Source organism: Myxococcus sp. AM010, from assembly GCF_013372585.1.
GTDB lineage: Bacteria > Myxococcota > Myxococcia > Myxococcales > Myxococcaceae > Myxococcus > Myxococcus vastator.
Genome location: NZ_JABXEO010000025.1, coordinates 41,041 through 60,074, shown reverse-complemented (window position 1 = coordinate 60,074; position 19,034 = coordinate 41,041). Strand labels below are relative to the sequence as shown.

The following is a 19,034-nucleotide window of genomic DNA, read 5'->3' as shown; positions in this document are numbered from 1 at the left end:
GGTTCAAACACCCCAGCTCCCTTCACCGAGGTCCAACGAAGATGAAGTGGCGGTGGCTGCTGGGTGGAGCGCTCGCGCTGGGGTTGCTGGCCGCGCTGGCGGTGTTCGGTAGGGCGCTGCGTCATTCGGAGGCCTACTTCCACTACCCGCGCCTCAAGGCCGAGCGCCCCGCGGACTTCGCCGAGGCAAAGGACGTCTCGCTTCAGACGTCGGACGGGCTGACGCTGCGGGGCTGGTACGTACCGTCCCGGAACCGCGCCGCCGTGGTGCTGGCGCATGGCCTGTCCCAGACGCGCGCGGACCTGCTGCCCGAAGCGCGAAGCCTGCGGGCCGCGGGGTATGGCGTGCTGCTCTTCGACCTGCGCGCCCACGGTGCGAGCGAGGGCGAGTTCTCCACCTGGGGAGACCTGGAGCGCCGGGACGTGCGGGCCGCGCTGGCCTTCGTGCGCGCCCAGCCGGACGTGGACCCGGAAAGGGTGGGGGCGCTCGGCTTCTCGATTGGCTCCGCGGCCGTGGCCGAAGTCGCGGCGGAGGACCCGGCGGTGCGCGCCGTGGTGCTGCTGTCCCCGTTCAACACGCTGTGGCTGGCCGCCGCGTATGACTTCCGTCGCTTCGGCTTCGTGTCGCAGGCCGGCGCGCTGGTGCCCTTCTGGCGGCGCGGCATCGCCCTGGAAGAGGTGCGCACCATCGACGCGGTGGAGCGCATCCGCCCCCGGCCGCTGCTCATCGTCATGGGGACGGAGGAGTCCGGACAGCCGCTGGCCGACGCGCTCTTCGCCCAGGTGCGCGAGTACGCCCAGACGTGGCGCATCCCAGGCGCCGGGCACGGGAACTTCAGCGCCACCGAGCCGGAGGCGTACCCCCAGCGGCTGAAGGCGTTCCTCGACGCGGCGTTGCTCGCGCCCTGAGCGTCACTCCGCCGGAGGGGCGGCGCTCGCCGTGGACTCCAGCTCCGTGAGCTGCGCCAGGAAGGCGCGGCCCTTGGCGGGGTCCGTCATGTGGATGAAGGCGGCCATGCCCTTGAGCTGCTCCAGCGACTCGCCCTCGCGGGCCGGCTTGCCCTTCTTCCGGTTGTGGATGGCGGCGCGCAGCTGGCGCACTACGTCGCGGGGGACTCGGGCCGCCGGCGCGTCCTTGCCCGCCGCGTTCACCACCAGCCCCGTCACCCGCTGCCGCGTGCCCTTGCGCGCCACGCGCGTCTTGTCCGGGTGCACGCGGAAGCCCTCCGCCTCCACCACCTCCTGCACGCGCGACAGCAGCATGGCCACCGGGGGACGCTGCGTCCGCCGCGCCTTGGGCTGCTTCGCCTTCGTCCACGAGAAGGTCAGGTCGTCCGCGTAGCGCGTGTACGTGAAGCCCAGCCGCTTCGCGAGCGCGGACAGCCGCTTGTCCAGCTTGAGGCACAGCGCGTTGGTGATGCCCGGCGACGTGGGCGCGCCCTGGGGCAGCGCGCGCGGGCCCTTGGCCACGTGCAGCAGCTTGCCCCGGAACTGAACGGCTTCGCGCGGCGCTTCCGTGGAGAGCAGCGACAGCAGCGTGGACGTGCCCTCCGGCAGGCCGCCCTTGCGCAGCAGGCCCTTCACCCGGCGCCAGGTGACGGAGGGGAAGAAGTCCTTGAGGTCCACCTTCACCACCACGTCCGCGCCCTGGTGGGCCAGCGCGTTGGTGAGGATGGAGCGCCCCGCCACGAAGCCGTGCGCCGCGCCGTGCACCGGCAGCCGCTCCACGACGTTGGACAGCACCCAGCGCTGCGCTTGCTTCAGCTCCGGCTTGGGAGACGTAATCGTGCGCTTGCTGCCGTCCCGCTTCGGAATCGTCCAGCTCACGTAGTGCGTGGCCGTGTCCACCTCGCGGTGGAACGCGAACCAGCGCAGCTTGGACACGCTCAGCCCCAGCGCCTTGGCCAGCGCCTCCGCCGAGTCCAGCTCCGTCAGGCCGTTGGCCCGGGCCCGCTCCTCGCGGTGGGGCACGTCGAAGGCGTCGGCTGGGCGGTCCTCCACCCAGTGCACGCCCGCGCCCAGGTGGCCCACGTGCGTGGCCTTCCACGCCTCGTGCGCCTGACGCTTCAGCGCGCGGCGCTCGGTGGCCTCGGCCTTCTTCTTCTCCTTCCAGGCCTTCTTGTCCTTCTCGGAGGCGCTGGAGAAGTCCAGGTCCTCCACCGCGAGGCCCTTGGAGACGAGCTGCGCCTGCACCCATTCGTCGGCGCCGCCCGCTTCGTCAATGGCCTTCGCGCGGACGAGGAGCGCTTCGTGAGCGAGCCGGCGCGCTTCACGCTTCACGGCCGCGTCTGGCGCCGGCGCGGTGGGTTCGGGCGTGGGCACGGCCTGCGGCGAAGCTGCGGGGACGAACGGGTCCAGCCTGGCGGTCATGTCTGCACCTTGGGCGGGGGCGGCGATGGAAGACGGGACATGGCGCGAGCAGTCGAGGGAGGCCGGGAAAGCACCACCATCTTACCTGGGGCACGGTAGCCTCACCGGCTCTCCCCTCCTAGGCACTACGGCCGGGGTGGGTAAACGGCGGTCGCGTCGTTGGCTCCGCTACCCACCCTGGCCGTAGTGCCTAGGAGGGAGAGAGCCAAGAACAGGCTACCTTGCGGAGAGTGTCCTGCATTCCAACCGGAGCGGCGCAACGCCGCTCCCGCGCTCGAGGCGCTCAGGCTGATGCACTCCGGACCTCTCTCGGCTGCTCGCGCGTGAAGCGCACGTCGTCGTCTCTTCGTCGCACCTGTCCTGCCGGCCGCTCGCAGCGGCCGGGCCGTGGTTGATGGGTTTACACCAAGGCCGAGGCCGCGTCGATGTAGCCTTCAGCCGCCAATCTCTCCAGCCGCGCGAAATATGCCCCGCGCGCTTCGGCATCCGAGTCGAACCAGAGCCGCTGGTGACGCGACGTGCCCGTGCGCGGGCCCCACTCCACCGCCACCACCTGGCCATCCAGGGAGACCCGGTACACCGTCTCCAGGCCGCTCTCCGCGTCCCGGCGCACGTAGGCGCGCGTCTCCGCGCGGATGAGCTTGCGGCCCTCGGGCGTCTGCCGCAGCGCCTCTTCCTCCGCCCGGCGGCGCGCGTAGGCCAGCCGCAGCGCCAGCAGGTGCTCGCAGGGGCCTTCCCGCAGCCCGGAGCGCCGGTGGTGCGGGCACCCGCAGCTGGCGTCCTTCACGCGGCCTTCCAAGTCCAGCGTGAAGCTGGGGAAGAAGCTGCGCAGGGCCTCGCGGTCCACCACCTCGCCGTGGATGCGGAGGCCTTCGCCCACCACGTCGTGCACCTTGGTCAGCTTCACCTCGCCCGCGCCTGGCGCGCCGTCGCCGCCCAGCAGTCGGTGCGCCCGCGCTTCCAGCTCGCTGCCGTAGCGGATGACGGCGGCGTCCACCGGCGTGGGCATCAGCTCGCGCGGACGGTACTGGCCGCGCGCCACGTCGAAGAGGATGCGCCCGCGCAGGCACTCCAGCTGGAGCGCCGCGCGCACGGACTCCTTGGGCGCGCCGGCGCTGGCGGCGAGCGTGTCGAAGGGCAGGGGGCCTTCGGTCCGCAGCCGGTCGCGGAGCCGCTCCGCCAGTCCGTCCGGTACCGCGCGGGGCATCAGCACGTCGAAGGCCGCGGCGGAGGACCAGCCGCTCTCCGTCCAGCCCGTGAGGCCCAGCGTCAGCGTGGCCGCGCCCATGTCGATGACCCAGAACACCGGCAGGCCGGGGCCCATCAACTGCACGCGCACGGACTTCGCGTGGGGAAGCAGGCGCGCGAGCGCGGCCAGCCGCTGACGGCCGAAGGTGCGCACCACCGCGGGCGCGGTGCCGTTGTACGTGCCGCCGTGGCACTCCAGCACCAGCTCCCACGGCTCCAGCACCAGCCGGGGCGGGGCGCCGGGCACCAGCTCGAAGCGCAGCGCGCGCGGGGCCTTCTTCGCCTTGCGCGCGCGCAGGGCGAAGAGGAGGTTGTACAGGTCGATGGGCGCCAGCTCGCAGGTGCTCGCGGGCAGCGTGGCGGCGGACTGCACCTGGAGGAAGCCGCGCAGCCAGGCGTGGGGCACCTCCACGTTGCGCGGGGCGCGGGCCGGCTGGGAGGCCGGCGTGGCCAGCGCGACGTGGGCCTCCAGGGAGACGGGCACGTAGGTGCGCAGCCGGTCCACGCGCGCGGGCAGCTCCGGCGGCACGTCCAGGAAGGTGGAGCCGTGCGCGGCCTCGCGGCCCTCGAAGAGGCGGTTGTCGAAGGACAGCCGGGCGTAGGCGCTCTCGTCGCGGGAGAAGACCTCCAGGGACACGCTGTCCGGATCCACCGTGAGGACGGGGTCCAGCACCGCGTCCTGCTGCTTCTCGCCGTCCAGCGCGTTGTCCAGGAACGCCTTCTGCGCCTCCCAGATGAGCGCGCTGGCCCGCTTGCCCTGCTTCATCAGGTAGGCGAGGTACGCGGTGCGGTCCTTGCCCCGGTAGCGCAGGTCGCTGGCGAGGATGCCGAAGGTGGCGGCCAGCGCGTCGCGGAAGAGGGCGGCGTCGGTGACGCGGCCGCTCACGCCCACGGTGCCGCGCGAGCCCTCCAGGGCCAGGCGGACGCGGGAGCCGTCCGTGCCGGACTCGACGTCGCTCGCGGTGGCGTAGCGCAGCTCGACGGGGTGTCGGGTGGCGGTCGTCACGACGGGTTCCCTTCCTTCCGGTTCCGGGCGCGCTCAGCGGCCCGGCGTGCTCGTTTGTGGGCGCGCCACGCGGCCTTGCGCAGCTCCACGGTTTGCGACTTGTCGAAGGCGGCCTCGTGCAGCAGCTTCGCCGCGTCGTCTCCGCCCAGGCGGCCCAGCGCGGCCCACGCGTCCTGCCGCGTCTCCGGCTTCGCGTCGGTGGCCAGGGGCTTCAAGGGCTCCAGCGCGTGGGCGCCCAGCAGCGGCGGCACCGACAGTCGGCGGCCCTCGGAGGTGGCCAGCAGCGCCGGCGTCGTCCGGGCGCCCATGGGGCCGAAGGCCACCGCGTCGAAGGGCTTCACTTCCAGCGCCCACGCGGTGGCGCGGTCGGGGGCGAGCTTCGCCAGCGCATCCGCCGCCGCCGCCCGCACCCGCGCGTCCGGGTCCACCAGGGACTTGCGCAGCGTGTCCGCCGCGGCGGCGCGCTCCTTCTCGTTCGTCAGCACGGCCGCCGGAGCCTGTCCGGTGAGCGTCAGCGTGCCCCCCGGCGTGCCCAGCCGGCCCAGGGCGCGCGCGGCCTCCTGGCGCACGGTGCCCGGGGCCGCCGCCTCTCCACCCTGGAGGAGGGTGCGCGCGGAGTCGGCCAGGCCCGCGGTGCCCAGCCGGGAGCCCGCCCACAGCAGGCGCTCCCAGGCGGCCACCAGCGCGGCGCGCTTGGAAGGCGCGGCGGAGGCCCAGTCCGTGGCCGTGCGGCGCTCGGCCGTCACCAGCGCGCGGGACAGCGCGGCCAGGTCCACCGCGCCGGGCTCGCGGGCCTCACCCGTCCAGGTGCCCACCAGCAGCGCGGCCTCCTCGCGGGCCTCCGGCTTGTCGTGGCCCAGCAGCGCCACCACCTCCGGCAGGGGCAGGGCGCCCCGGCGCGCGAGCCCGCGCCGCAGGCGCAGCCGCAGCGTCACGTTGTCCAGCGTGGCCAGCCGGGGCACCAGCAGCGCCGGGTCGCCTTCGTTGGCGAGGTAGGCCGCCGCGGGCGCGGAGATGTCCGGGTAGCGACTGGCCACCGCGTGGAACTCCACCCGCGTGCGCTCGGTGGGGAACAGCACGTCGAGCGCCTTGCGCGCCTCCTTGCGCAGGTCCTGCTGGGGCGCGTCCAGCGCGGCGGCCAGGGCCGCCTCCGCCGCGGTGTCCTTGAGCTTCCCCAGCTCCTGGGCCGCGGTCAGTTGCACCGGCAGCGCCGTGCCCGTGTCGCCGAGCAGCGCCTCGATTTTCACGCGGGCGCGCTCCCCGCCGATGGCGCGCAGGCCCTTCACGCCGGCCTGCTGCAGCTCCAGCGTGGCGCCCTCCACCGCGGCGGCCTCCACCTTCTCCTCGACGCGGCGGCGCTCCTCGCCGTCCGGCAGCTTCGCGGCGAGCCGGCCCAGGCCCTCGATGGCGGCCGACACCATGCTCGGCTCCACGGGCGCTTCCGCCGTGCCGCCCGCGGCCACCGTCTCCAGCTCGGCCAGGGCGCGCGCGTCACCCAGCGTGCCCAGGGCCAGCAGGGCCCGCTCGCGCTGGCCGTCTTCACCCGCGCGGGCGTACAGCATCAGGGGCCGCAGCGCGCTGACGCCGCCCTTGAAGGCCACGCCCTCGGCGGCCGGCAGCATCAGCTCGCGCGAGCCGCCGCGCAGCACCGCCTCCAGCGGCTCCACCGGGGCGCCGTGCTCGGTGACGCGCCTGGCGTAGCGCTCCACCGCCTCCGCGGCCACGGCCGCGAAGCGGTCCGAGAAGAGGCTGGCCAGCAGCTCCGACTGGCCGGCCTCGGCGCCGTGCTCCAGCTCGCGCAGCGCGGCCAGCCGCACGGACATGTCCTGGTTCTTCACCGCGTGGCGCAGGAAGGACACGGCCCGGGCCGCATCGCGCTTCTTCACGTCCGTGCCGGCCACGCTCATGGCGGCGGTGACGCACGCGCCGCGGACCGAGCCATCCTCGTCCGCCAGGCACTGGCGGGACAGCACGTCCAGCGCCTCGGCGCGGCGGGTGTCGCCCAGGGCCGTCACCAGGCGCTGCCGCTCACCGGCGTCCTGGGTCGACGTGAGCCGGGCGGCCAGCGCGGCCACCGCGGCGGGCGTGGCCAGCCGGGACAGGGCCTTCGTGGCGCGCTTCGCGGCGTTGGCGTTCTCCGCGCGCAGGAAGGTGGCGAGCACCTCCACCGCGCGGTCATCCCCGCGCCACGCCAGCAGCTCCGAGGCGCGCAGGCGCAGGTCCTCGTGCTCGCTGGCCATGGCGCGTCCCAGCGCCTCGGTGACGCGCGAGTCGTTGGCGCCCGCCAGCCGCTCGATGACGCCCACGCGCAGGTCGGCGTGCTCGCTGCCCAGCGCGGCCAGCAGCGGCTCCAGGCTGCCGGGCGGGCTGAGCTTCTCCAGCAGCTCGAAGGCGTAGCGGCGCACGTCCGTCAGCGGCGAGTTCAGCGCGGCGGTGATGCGCGGCTTCGCGGCGTCACCCCGCGTGGCCAGCTCATCCAGCGCCGCGCGCGCCACGTCCGGCGCCAGCGAGGCCAGGGCCAGCGCCAGCGGCTCATCGCTCCCGGCGGGGAAGAGCTCCTTCAGCCCGGCCAGCGCGGCCTTGCGCACCAGCTGGTGAGGGTCTTCCAGGGCGCGCAGCAGGGCGGCCACGGCGGCGGGCGTGCCGGCGAAGCCCTCCAGCGTGAGCTTCACCACGCGGTCCACGGCGTCGCGGCGCACGCGGTGGCTCTCGTCGTCGCCCGTGGACACCTGCCGCAGCAGGCCGACGTAGGCGCCGAAGGCCAGCCGGCGCAGGTGCTGCCGCTCGGCCTGGGCGGAGGCCTCGGGCGAGGCGGCGGTGGCCTCCGTCTTCACGGCGGAGAAGATGCGCCGCAGCCAGTTCTTCGCGGGCGTGGCCTGCGCGGGCGCGCTGGCGGGGGCCGTCTCCGGCTTCCAGGGCGCCTCCAGCGTGCTCGGCCGCGCCACCTTCCTGGCGTGGCGGAAGTACTCCAGCGGCTTGTCGCGCAGCAGCAGCACCTGGGCCGCCGCGTAGCGCTGCTCGGGCTGGAGGCTGGACAGGGCCTCCGCGAGCCCGACGACGTACTTCACGCGCTCCTCTTCGGCCGGCCAGTCCTTCATGTCGGCCACCTTCTCCGGCCGAGGCGGCAGCAGGGCCTCCACCAACTGGCCACGCGCCGCGTCCGGCTCCGTGCGCAGCTCCAGCGCGCGGGCGGCCGCGTAGCGGACCTCCGGCCTGCCGCTGGAGAGGGCGCTGGTGAGCAGGTCGGGCGGCTCGCCCCGGCGGCTGGCGCGCAAGTCACGGGCGAGGACGATGGCGAACACCATCTCCTGCACCTCGCGGGCGCGGTCCTCCAGGCCATGCAGCAGGCCGCCGTCGCCCTCGGGGCCCAGGGCCGCGAAGGAGAGGATGGCGCCCAGCCGGATGGGGAGGTGGTCGTGGCGCAGGTTGCCGGTGAGCACCGGCAGGGCGCGCGCGTCACCCAGGCGGGACAGGCCGTCCGCGGCCCAGGAGCGCACCGCCACGTTGGCGTGGCCCAGCGCGTCCAGCAGGAAGCCCTCGTCGCCCCGGCGAGCGGCGGTGGCGAGCCCGCGGCCTCCCTGCTCCTGGAGGTCGCCCAGCTCGTGCGGCAGCAGCACGGTGGCGAAGAAGGTCAGCAGGCGCCGCGAGCCCAGTGACGCCAGGGCCCGCGCGGCGCGGATGCGCAGCGGCACCAGGAAGGCCGGAGGGTAGAGCCGCTCCAGGTCCTTGTCGGTGATGAACGCGCGCATCGGTTCGATGATGTCTTCGGCGCCACGCGGAGCCAGCAGCTCCACCGCGCGCACGCGCACCGGCAGCGGCGCCGCGGAGAGGCCGGCCAGCAGGGGCCCGTTCTCGGTGGGCACCAGCTTGTCCAGCGCCTCCAGCGCGGCCACGGCGACGGGGACCTCTTCGTCCTGGACGCGCTTGAGCAGCGGCGAGCGCAACGGCTCGATGGGGGCGTGGACGGCGCCCTTCGCGGCGTGCTCCCGCAGCGGCGCGTGCGTGGTGGCGAGCGCCGCGAGGTGGGCCTCCGCGTGCTCCTTGCCCACGTGCTTCACCCACGCGTCATACGCGGCGGTGGCCACGCTGGTGTCGCGGTCCTCCACGGCCTTCTTCAGCCGCTCCAGCGCCCAGCCCTCGGCGGCGCGCTGCGCCAGCACCTCCACCGCGCGGTGGCGCAGGTCGGGGAAGCGGCCCGCCAGCGCGCGGTCCAGCGCCTTCTCTGGCGCTTGCTCGTTCCAGGCCCACAGCGTGCGGAAGGCCTCGCCGCGCACCTTGCCGGACTCGTCCTCCAGCGCGTCACCCAGCAGCGGCTCCGCGCCCGGCGTCGAAGCGCCCAGCTTCACCAGGCGGTCCAGGCCGCGCACGCGCACGTCCTCGTGGCCCGCGCGCAGGGCGGCCTCCGCCGAGGCCAGCGGCGCCTCCGCGTCCAGCGCCACCACCGCGTCCAGCGCGGCGGCGCGCACGTCCGCGTCCTCGTCATCCAGCATCCACACCAGCCGCTCGCGAGCGCGCGCGTCCTGGAGGGCCTGGAGGGAGGAGGCGGCGATCCGGCGAATGGTGGCGTCCGGCTCGCGGGAGAGCTGGAGCAGCGCGCCCAGCGCCCGCGCGTCACCGAGCTGCGCCAGGCCGCGAGCGCCGTGCACGGCCGTGTCCGGCGTGCGGCAGGCCATGGCGGCCAGCAGCGGCTCCAGGTCGCTCTCGGTGATGGCCGCGCCCGTGGTGCCCTGCGCGGGCATCGCGTCGCGCGCGGCCTGGAGCTCCGCGTCGGTGATGGGCGGAGTGCCCGCGACGCCCTGCGCCCGGCGCGCGTGCTGAGCCAGCCAGCGGGACACCTCCTTGGTGCCCCGGGCGAAGCCCTCGTCACGCGACTCCAGCGCGTGGGACAGCGCCCGGCGCTCCATGACGCGTACGGTGAAGGCCGCGCGGCGAACGCCGAGGTCCGCGTCATCCAGCGCGCGGCCCACCAGCGCCTGGAGCTGCGCGTGCCCGAGCAGCCCCTTCGCCGCGGCGCGGACGAGCACATCGATTTTGAGCGGGGCCGGGCCGCGCTCGAAGGCGGTGCGCAGCGGCTCGGCGCCGTCGCCCGGCACCACCTGGGTGAGGGCGTCCAGCGCGGCCAGGCCGACCGCGCCCTGGCTGTCCGCGAGCTGTCCGGCGATGAGGCCCGGCACCAGCGGGGACGTGCCGCCCAGCTTCGCCAGCAGCTCCAGGCCCAGCACGCGCACCTCTGGGTGCTGCGAGCCCAGCGCCGCGCGCGGCGCGGACAGGGGCGCCTCCGGCTCCAGCGCGACGAGCGCCTCCAGCGCGGCCTTGCGCACCATCGGGTGCGAGTCGTCCAGCCGCTCGCGCAGCTTGGGGCGCGCGGCGGTGCGGCCCTTGTCCGCCAGCTCGCGCACGGCGAGCCGCCGGACCTCCACGTCCTTCTCCGTGGCCAGCACCTGGAAGAGGAAGTCCAGCGCCTCCGGCTCCTCCAGCGCGGCGGCCTCGCGCACCGCGGCTTCGCGGCGGGGCCGGCCGGCCTTGAGCGACTCCGTCAGCAGGTCGACGCCGTGCTGGGACGTGTCGTGGTCGCCCGCGGGCGAGCCATCCGGAGCGAGACCAAAGCGGTGCGTGCGGCGGTCATCTCCGCCCGTGAAGACGGAGCCCAGGGACGTCTTCGCCAGCCGCGGATTGGCGGGCGGGGCGAAGGCGAGCGCCTGCACGGGCTTGCCCCCCGCGTCGAGCGAGCGCGGCTTGCGGCGCACGTCCAGGCGCCAGACCTTGACCTGTCCGTCGCTGCCCGAGGACCACACGCGGTCGCCGGGGTCTTCCTCACCCGGCTTGACGGTGGGCGTGGGCGGGAAGAGCAGGGCGAGCACCGGGCCGGCGTGGCCGGTGTCCTTCTCGCCGCGGACCTCGAACTCCACCGCGCCGACGAGGTACCAGATGCGCAGCTTGCCGTCGTCACCGGCGGACACCAGTCGGCCATCGCGCGGCGTGAAGGCGAGCGCGCGCACGGCGCCTTCATGGCCGGCCATGTCGCGCCGCGCGCCCGTGGCCACGGTGAAGACATGCACCACGCCGTCGTCGCCCGCGCCCGCCGCGTAGGTGCCGGAGGGGTCCACGGCCACCGCGCGCAGGGGCTGGGTGGACGCCGCCCACTCGTGCAGCTTGCGCGTGGACTCCCAGTCCCAGGCGCGCACGGCGCCGTCCGCGCCCGCGCTGAAGAGCAGCGTGCCATCCGCGCTGGAGGCCAGCGCCGTGACGCCGCCGGGGTGCACGTCGTTGAGCTGGAACTGCACCTGTCCGTCGGACACCGCGCCGATGCGCAGCGTGCCATCCGCGCTGGCCGCGGCCCACTGTCCACCGGACAGCGCGAGCGCGTTCACCGCGGAGGGCAGCTCCGTGCTCCACAGCACCTTGTTGGTGCCCGGCTCGAACGCGGTGACGCGGCTGGCGGCGGATGCGCGCGCGCCGCCCACGAGCAGCAGGCGCGCGTTGGCCGCGAGTGCACGGACCTTCTCGATGTTGCCGATGGCGAGTACGGGCATCACGCTCCTCAGAGGCTACCCTTCTTAGCACCAGCGCCCTCAATAGAAGAGCACGCAGTGCGGGTGTTCGCGGCGACCGCGCCCCGTCAGCGCCCGTTGCCCCGGATTCCGGTGGAGCGCAGATAGAAGCGGGCCGTCTGCGCGAGGAAGCGCAGGGGGTAGCCGGGGTCGGCGAGCTGGCGCTGGAGCTCACCACCCAGTTCCGACAGCAGCGCCCGCAGCAGCGCCAGCTTGCTCGGGTCATCCAGCGTGGAGGCACGCCCCAGCGCGGGCAGGCGCCGCCGCCACACCGGGCTGCTGGCCAGCGCGGCCCTCACCCCGTCGAGCAGGTCCAGGAGCGTGGGCGGCATCAGGCCGATGGAGATGGACAGCGCCTCCTCGGAGGCCTGCGCCATGTGCCAGTACCCGCCCGGGATGTAGATGAAGTCCCCGGCGCCCAGCGCGTGCGTCTCCACGGGCGTCTGCTCCTGCGCCGCCAGGGAGCCGCTGGGCACGGACTCCGGCAGGGGCACGGGGTGGAGCGTGTTCTCCCTCAGCAGGTAGTCCTTGCGGCCCGCCGTCTGGAGGATGAACACCTCCTCCGGGTCGCAGTGCCAGCCGAAGCCGTGGTGCCCCGCGGGCGTGCAGTAAATGTGCAGGTTGATGCGGCCGTGCAGCTCCGCGCTGAAGGCGCGCGCCAGCTGGGCCAGCTCCGGGTGGTGCTGGTCCGGCTGTCGCAGCGCCAGCGTGTAGCCCTGCGCGAACAGCTCCCGCGCCGCCTTCGCCGTCGTGGGCCGCGCTCCCGGGTAGGGCACGCCCTGGCGCGCGAGCAGCACGTCGCAGGCCGTCTCCTCGACGAGGAAGTCGAGGGTCTCCCACGTCCCCAGGCGCTGGAGGCGCTCCGCGGCGGAGGCGCCGGTGAAGGGGCGCCGCTGGTAGTGCTCCTGGAGGAAGCGCTCCCGCGGAAAGCCATTCAGCAGTTCATCGAGCAGCATGGGCGTTCAATCTGCTCAGGCGCCGCCGAGCTGCGCATCCGGGTGCGCGGCTCGCAGCCGCACCAGCGAGGCGAGGCAGCTCTGCCACTCCCCCTTGGCCAGCGAGCCGGTGAACTCCTCCAGCACCGGCGCCACCACGCGGGCGAAGGCCGCGTCGTCCAGGCCCAAATCCCGCACCAGCTCGATGACGCGGCGCTTGGCCACGCTGGCGGACAGGCGCTTCTGCACCTCGCCCTCGCGGGCCTCCTTGGCGCGGCCCGGCGGCAGGCCGAAGAGCATCTTCCGCAGGAAGGTGCGCAGCGCGTCCACGTTGGCGAAGCGCTCCGTGCCACTGGCGGCCGGGGCCTCCTGGGCGCCCGCGGGCTTCCACCCCTCCGGCAGGTGCGTGGGCCGGTGCTTCTCCCAGAGGAGGCGCACCGCGAACAGGCCCACCTCGCGGTCCGCGCTCTGCATCAGCCACGCGAGCCGCTCTGCGCCGCCCAGCCGCGCGTAGTGCCGGCGGATGAGCTCCACCGCGACCTCGCGTGTGCTGCGTTTGGTGCTCTCCGTGAGGGCGAACACCTTCACCGGGTCCAGCTCCTCCGGCTGGAGCGTGTGCCGGGCGTCCGCGCCCTCCTCGCCCGCGCGCAGCAGGGCGTCATAGGCCAGGTTGCGGACCTCCTTCGCCTCGGCGTCCGCCAGCTCGTACACGCGCGTGTGCCAGCCCCAGGCGCGCAGCTCCGCGCGGGCAATGGCCAGGGCGAAGCGGCGCACGTCGTCACGCGAATCGGTGAGCGCGGGCCACAGCAGCTCCGGCGTGTACGCCTTGCGCGGCGCGCGGGGCTTGAGGTTGTAGGACTTCGACTCCGGCTGCTCCGGCCCGATGACGGGGTGGTGGCAGCGCAGGTACGTCTGCGCGAAGGCGCGCACGGGCACCGGCTGCTTCGCGCCCAGGGCCAGCTCGAAGAGGCGCTCCAGGCCCGCGGCCGCGTCGCCCGCGTCACTGAAGTCCGCGGGGGCCACGTTCTCCAGCAGGTAGCGGTGCGCGAAGCCGTGCAGCTCCGGGTCGGCGCGGCGGGCCAGCGCCAGCAGCCAGGGCACGGTGAGCTGGCGCGCGGTGAACAGCTTGCGGTTGCCCAGCAGGCCCAGCGCCACGCCCCGGTACTTCGCGCTGAAGACGCGCGCCTTCACCTGCTCCACGTCCAGCCCGGGCAGGCTGTCGGCGCGCATGAGCGCCTGGGTCGCCATGTTGCCGATGCGGGGATGCGCGGCCTTCTCCAGCAGCCACTCCGGGCCGATGGCCGCGGCCGGGTAGGCCGACAGCGCCCGCATCGCCAGGTTCTCCACGGGGTGGGGCTTCTTCTGCAGCCGCGGGTCGTCCAGCAGCGCCTTCCAGAAGTCCGAGGGCAGCTCGGTGGCGCCGTACTTGGAGCTGATGAAGCCCTTCACCCAGTTGAGCTGCTCACCGGTGCCCAGGTACATGTCGCGCAGGAAGTCCGCGGGCAGCTCCGCCCGGTCGAACGACTGCGCCAGCGCGCCCGCCGCGAAGCCCGACGTGGCCTTGTGCTGCAACAGCCGCCCCAGCAGCGCCACGCCCAGCTCGCGGGGGTTGCGCTTCTCCAGCGTGGCCGCGGCGAAGGACTTCACGTCCGGGGCGCCCTGGGCCACCAGCTCCTCCAGGCGCTCCGCCGGCAGGTCCTGCGCGTGGGCGCGGGCGTACTCGATGGCGTAGGCGCGGGCCTTGGCGCTGGGGGACAGGAGCAGCGCCAGCACCGCCTCATGCAGGCCCAGCTCGCGCAGCCGGCCCTGGTGGAACTCGGGCGAGCCCTGCAGCGTCTCCACCAGGAAGTCGTGCGCGCTGCCCAGCGGCCGGCGGGCGAGCCGGTCCAGCCACGCGGGCGTCACCTTGCGCAGCGCCTCCGGGAAGTCCTTGCGCAGGCCCTGGATGGCGAAGCTGGCGGCGGGGTCCGACTCACACACGTCCAAGAGGCGCATCAGCGCGTCCGGCGAGCGCTTCCACGCGTCCGGGAAGGCGCGGTGCTTCACCATGTCCGTCGGCGGCGGCATGGCGAAGGAGTCCTGCGAGTACTTGCCGCTGCCGTGCGCCCAGAGGTGGTGGGCCACCCAGACGCCGTACCAGGAGGTGTCCGGCGCGTAGTGGCGCAGCACCTCCACCGCGAACTGCGGGTAGAGCTCCGGCACGGCGGCGCCCAGGTGGCGCAGGTAGCGCCACGCGCGGCGGCGCAGGTAGGTGAGGGTGCCGCCGGAGACCTCGCGGCTGGCGCTGGGGCGGTGGCGCTCCACGTCGAAGCGCCAGGCGAGCACGCCGAACAGCTCCGCGTCGTGGTTGGCCTCCGCCAGCTTGTAGATGCGCTTGAGGCCGCCCCACAGGCCGAAGCGCAGGTCCGCGCGGCGGGCGATGTTCATCAGCGCCGCGCGCGAGGCCTGGGTGCCGCGCTGGTAGAGCGCCACCAGCAGGTCGGCCAGGGCCAGGCGGGGAGGGCGGGGCACGTCCTGCTGCGCGAGGTAGCGCTGCCACGCCTCGGAGGAGGCCTGACGCCGCCCGTCCGACTCGTAGTGCGCCCGGGCCTGGGTGAGCGTCCGCAGGAGCGCCTCGAAGGTGAAGGCGTCCTTCGGCAGCGGCTTCTCCGGCGGCTGCTCGGGCTGCGCGAGCAGGGCGAGGACGGCATCGGCCAGGTCAGGGGACTCGGCGCGGACCAGCCGCTCCAGGTCTGCCGCGCTCAGCGCATCGCTCGTGGACGTGGACATGGAGGGGGATTTACCACGCTACTTCTTCCAGAACATCAACGCGTCGAACAGGTCCAGCCCGGGGCCCAGGGCGGAGCGGGAGCTGTTGTTCTCGAAGTACGTCAGGTCCACGAGCAGGGCGACGGCCAGCACCAGCTGCCGCAGCCGGAAGTCGGTGCACTGGGGCTGGAAGTCGAGGGTGAAGTTGTCCGCGGCGCTGAAGCTCTCCTGCAGGAAGCCGCTCCAGCGTTTACGGACGACGGCCACCTCCACGTCATTCTGGAGGACGCGGAAGGTCCAGGGCCTGAACAGGGGCCCCTTCACGGTGGCGATGACGGCGCCGCCCGGGGTGACGATGTCCAGCCTGCGCCCCAGGAGGGTGAGGCGCTGCTGGATGCGCGCCATCAACCGGCCATCCCAGGCGAGGATGTCCGCCTTCGTGAGGATGAGGCTCCACGGGCGCTCCACCACGAGCGCCACGATGCCGCCCAGCGTCATGCACTCCAGGCGGGCCTTGTAGAAGGGCCAGAAGGTCCGCCGGAGCATCGCGCCCAAGCCACGGGCCTCCTCCTCCACGTACAGCGCGACGCGGCCCATGTCGTCGCAGACCTCGTAGCGGTTGCGCGTCTGGGCCCCGAAGATGATTTCCAGGCCCTCGCGAAACTGCCGCATGCGCAGCGCGGGGGTCTCCATCATTCCTTGGAGCGCCATGCGCAGCTCGGTGCCCATATGGCGCGGGTCGCCCGGGAGCCCCTTGCCCGCGCCGGAGGGCACCTCGACCTCGGAGAGCGGCTCCAGGGCCGCGCTGGCGGGCGCCTCGGGCTTGCGAGGCTCGCGGCCCCGCCAGTCCAGCTCCAGCTCGGTCGTGTCCGCGAGGGGGCGCTTGTCGCTCATTCACTTCACTCTAAGCCTGGGCCGGGCGCCCCGATAATCCCACCCCCCGCTCAGGGCAGGGGGTGCGGCATCACCTGGATTTCGCGCTCCAGCGTCTCGCCCTCTTCGAGGAAGAGCTCCTCCCGGTGGACGGTGAAGCGGGCGGGCTTGCCCTCTTCGAGCAGGACGATGAACGTGTACGTCCCACCTGGGAGCTGCTCGTACACCCACACGCCCTCCTGGCTCTTCGTGGCCGGGCGGATGTCGCCGAAGCGGGCCCGCGTGCGCAGCTCCCGAGCGGACACGGCCAGTGGCACCGTGCCCGCCAGCAGCGCCTGGTAGCGCCCTTCGCCCGGCCTGGCCGGAGGCATCCGGATGCCGAGCCGCAGCGTGCCGCCGCCGGTGGCCTCCGTGAAGGCGAACGTCACCTTCCCCATGGGGGGAATGGTCACGCGCCGCGGGAGGAAGGTCACGCCGCGGCCTTCCGCGTTCTGTCCCATGGTGGCTGACAGCGTGTAGGTGCCCGCCGGGACGTTCCGGGCCTGGAACGTCCCCAGCGCCTCGTCCACCGAGGCGGAGTACTCCCCGTCGTTGGCCACGAGCTGGACAATGGCTTCCGCGGGCCTTCCGTCGCGGTCCTTCAGGGTGCCGTCCACCTGCGCGCCGGGGTAGATTCGCAGCTCCAGTGCTTCGTCACCGGTGCCAATGCGCTGGCGCGTCAAGGGGTGGCCTCGGTAAGTCTGGACCAGCAGGTCCAGCGGGCGCGCCTCCAGCGGGGTGAAGGCGAACGTCCCGTCCGTGTCGGTGGCCTCCGCGGCGATGGGCGCGACCTCCTTCGTCCAGCCCCCTTCATCGGGCAGGTGGGCCTCGACGACGGCGTCCGCGATGGGGCGCGACGTCTCCGCGTCCACCACCCGGCCGCGCACGTTGCGTCCGGCCTCCAGCCGCACCTCGCCCAGGTCCATGTCCTGGCCCGCGGAGACCCGCACCTCGCGCAGCGCGCGTGTCAGCCCGGGGGCCTCGAAGGTCAGCCGCTGCGTGCCCTCGAACTCGGCGGCGAGCTCGAAGGCGCCCTGGGGGTCCCGGAAGGACTGCTGGTCAATGGTGAAGCGGGTAATGGGGGAGCCATCCCCGCGCACCACGCGGCCGCGGATGCGGCCCTGGCTTCGCAGCATCAGCCGCACGTCGTCCGCCCCGGACCTCGCGAAGACCACGAATGGGGAGCGCCCGGCCACCGTGGGGCCTGGGGCTTCGAAGACATATCCGTCCTTCGACGCGCTCAGCGCGCACGCGCCCTCCGTCAGGTGGTGCAGGATGAAGCGGCCCTCCGCGTCGCTGGAGGTGCCTTCGAAGACGCCGTCACGGGACCTTGGGAAGTTGTTCCCGTCCACCCGCGCGTCCGCCACCGGGCGTCCGTGTTCGTCCACGACGATGCCGGACACCGGGGCGCCCGTCTCCAGCCGCAGCGAGGCCTCCACGCGCTCCGTCCCTTGCACGGTGACGGTGCGCAGCGCCTTGGGCCCGCTGACGCCGAGGTCCGGCCCGGAAATCAGCGTGTACGTGCCCGGCCCCACCTCGGTGATGAGGAAGCGCCCCTCCGCGTCCGTTTCGGTTTCCTGGGAAGCCACCGCCTCTCGGGTGTCCACCAGGCTGAGCGTCATGCCGGGGATGGGCACGCCCTGGGTGTTCGTGACGACTCCCTCCACCCGGCCCGCCGCGCGCAGCGTCACGCTGAGCGCGGGGCCCGGCACGTCCACCCCCACCCGCTCCTCGACGTGCCCAGGGCGGGTGAGGACGAGCGTGTAGTCCCCAGGGTCGGGGAACGTGAGCTCGAAGCGGCCGTGTTCGTCCGAGGTGGTGGGGTCGACTTCTTCGCGGAAGGTCCCGGTCTCGACGTGAAGCGCGTCGTCCACGTCGATGTCCACGTCGGACAAGGGGTTGCCCTGGGCGTCGGTGACGGTGCCTTGGAGGAGGTGGGCGCGCGCGAGGGTGAAGTCCACGCGCTCACCGGGGCTGGCGACCACGTCACGGAGCTGGCCCTGGTGGCCGGGGGCCATGACGTTGAAGATGTAGGGCTCCATTCGCAGGGGGCCCAGCCGGAACCGGCCATCCTCCGCCGTGGTGACGTCGTCCGCGGGAGGCGCCCGTCCCCTGGCCGCGCCGGCGCCCACCCTGGCGCGAGCGATGGGGCGTCCGGACTCGTCACGCACCGAGCCCTCCACGTAGACGAGCGTACCCAGCCGCACGGTGGCCTCGGCGTCCCCGCCTTCCTCGGTCAGCGACACCGTGGCGAAGCCGTGCTCGCCTTGATGCGCCGCGCGCACCTCGTAGTCGCCCGGCGCGAGTGGCTCGAAGGAGAAGCGGCCCTGGTCGTCCGTCACGGTGACATGCGGCGTGTCCTCCACGAGGACCTCCGCACCGGACACCGGCTTGTCCTGGGCGAGCACGCGGCCGGACAGGCGTCGCGGTGGATGAAGGACGACGGGGTCGAGCTTCTCCGCGTCCACCTCTTGGAGCGACTCCGTGAGCAGGCCCTCGCGGGTGGCGACGACGGTGTATTCGCCCGGCGGGAGTGGGCCGAAGGCGAAGCGGCCGTCCGCGTCGGCCAGGGCATCGAAGAAGCGGGTGTGGTCCTGGTGGAAGAGCGTCAGGCGCGCACCGGGCAGCGGTGTGCCGGACTCGGCGACGACGCGGCCAGGGAGAAAGCGGCCTGCTTCGAGCACGAGCTGCACGTCCTGGGCGTCGGTGCGGACCTCCAGGGCCAGCGTGGCGTGGCGCTCGCCGATGGCCCAGAGCGCCACCAGGCCCTCGGGGAGGTCTTCGAGCAGGAACGTTCCGTCCGCCGCGGTGCGGGCCTGGGCCACCACGGGCGCGGCGCCGTGGCCGGCCTCGACGAGCGCGCGCACCAGCTCCTCGGGCTCGCCGATGCAGCCTCCGGAGGACAGGGGCAGCTCCGGTGAGCGCGTGTCGCATGGGCGCGCGGACAGGGACTCGCCGGGCATGTCGCGCGTGGCGGAGACCTGGATGCCCGCGGCGGGGCGGCGCTGCGAATCGAGCACGCGTCCGCGGAGCGAGTGGTCGCCACGCGGTGGGGGCGTCGGGACGCCGAGGTCGCGCCGTGATGGGGTTCGCCGCGCGGTGGAGGCGGCTGGCCGCTCGCCGGTGTCCTCCCCCCGGTGGACGAGCGCCACGGCCAGCAGCAGCACGAGCCCCCCGAGTGCGACCATCACCACCGGTTGTCTGCGCATTGCGTCCCCCGGAGCGTGAGCCCCGCGTCGAAGCCGGAGCATATCTTCGCCCGGGG

General features: G+C 74.0%; 8 protein-coding genes. 1 reads left to right on the top strand and 7 read right to left on the bottom strand.

Annotation, left to right across the window (positions count from 1 at the left end):
• Positions 1 to 41 precede the first annotated feature (41 nt).
• Positions 42 to 908, top strand: coding sequence for an alpha/beta hydrolase (locus HV826_RS14715; protein ID WP_176417634.1), 867 nt, complete (start codon positions 42 to 44; stop codon positions 906 to 908).
• A gap of 3 nt (positions 909 to 911) precedes the next feature.
• Here HV826_RS14715 and HV826_RS14710 read toward each other — a convergent pair whose 3' ends face one another.
• The 7 genes from HV826_RS14710 to HV826_RS14680 form a co-directional block, all read right to left on the bottom strand.
• Positions 912 to 2,369 (bottom strand): reverse transcriptase family protein, encoded by a 1,458-nt coding sequence (locus HV826_RS14710; RefSeq protein WP_176409232.1) that lies wholly within the window; start codon positions 2,367 to 2,369, stop codon positions 912 to 914.
• 400 nt (positions 2,370 to 2,769) lie between these two features.
• A complete protein-coding gene (locus HV826_RS14705) occupies positions 2,770 to 4,623 on the bottom strand; it encodes an SWIM zinc finger family protein (protein WP_176409233.1) in 1,854 nt (617 codons plus the stop codon).
• Positions 4,620 to 11,156 carry a HEAT repeat domain-containing protein gene (locus tag HV826_RS14700; RefSeq protein WP_176417633.1) on the bottom strand — a complete coding sequence of 2,179 codons (6,537 nt, stop codon included), beginning with the start codon at positions 11,154 to 11,156 and terminating at the stop codon, positions 4,620 to 4,622. Before HV826_RS14700 ends, HV826_RS14705 begins: the two co-directional genes overlap by 4 nt.
• A gap of 86 nt (positions 11,157 to 11,242) precedes the next feature.
• Positions 11,243 to 12,130 carry a cupin domain-containing protein gene (locus HV826_RS14695; RefSeq protein WP_176417632.1) on the bottom strand — a complete coding sequence of 296 codons (888 nt, stop codon included), beginning with the start codon at positions 12,128 to 12,130 and terminating at the stop codon, positions 11,243 to 11,245.
• 15 nt (positions 12,131 to 12,145) lie between these two features.
• On the bottom strand, positions 12,146 to 14,878 hold the full coding sequence (locus HV826_RS14690) for a hypothetical protein (RefSeq protein WP_176417631.1): 2,733 nt from the start codon (positions 14,876 to 14,878) through the stop codon (positions 12,146 to 12,148).
• 18 nt (positions 14,879 to 14,896) lie between these two features.
• Positions 14,897 to 15,751 carry a phospholipid scramblase-related protein gene (locus HV826_RS14685; RefSeq protein WP_176417630.1) on the bottom strand — a complete coding sequence of 285 codons (855 nt, stop codon included), beginning with the start codon at positions 15,749 to 15,751 and terminating at the stop codon, positions 14,897 to 14,899.
• 50 nt (positions 15,752 to 15,801) lie between these two features.
• Complete coding sequence (locus HV826_RS14680; protein ID WP_176417629.1) at positions 15,802 to 18,978, bottom strand: carboxypeptidase-like regulatory domain-containing protein; 3,177 nt, start codon at positions 18,976 to 18,978, stop codon at positions 15,802 to 15,804.
• Positions 18,979 to 19,034: the final 56 nt, after the last annotated feature.

What these genes read in the sequence shown, in the direction of transcription:
- HV826_RS14715 (WP_176417634.1), top strand. Translation starts at nt 42, where the DNA reads ATGAAGTGGCGGTGGCTGCTGGGTGGAGCGCTCGCGCTGGGGTTGCTG.
- HV826_RS14710 (WP_176409232.1), bottom strand. Translation starts at nt 2,369, where the DNA reads ATGACCGCCAGGCTGGACCCGTTCGTCCCCGCAGCTTCGCCGCAGGCC.
- HV826_RS14700 (WP_176417633.1), bottom strand. Translation starts at nt 11,156, where the DNA reads ATGCCCGTACTCGCCATCGGCAACATCGAGAAGGTCCGTGCACTCGCG.
- HV826_RS14695 (WP_176417632.1), bottom strand. Translation starts at nt 12,130, where the DNA reads ATGCTGCTCGATGAACTGCTGAATGGCTTTCCGCGGGAGCGCTTCCTC.
- HV826_RS14690 (WP_176417631.1), bottom strand. Translation starts at nt 14,878, where the DNA reads ATGTCCACGTCCACGAGCGATGCGCTGAGCGCGGCAGACCTGGAGCGG.
- HV826_RS14685 (WP_176417630.1), bottom strand. Translation starts at nt 15,751, where the DNA reads ATGAGCGACAAGCGCCCCCTCGCGGACACGACCGAGCTGGAGCTGGAC.
- HV826_RS14680 (WP_176417629.1), bottom strand. Translation starts at nt 18,978, where the DNA reads ATGCGCAGACAACCGGTGGTGATGGTCGCACTCGGGGGGCTCGTGCTG.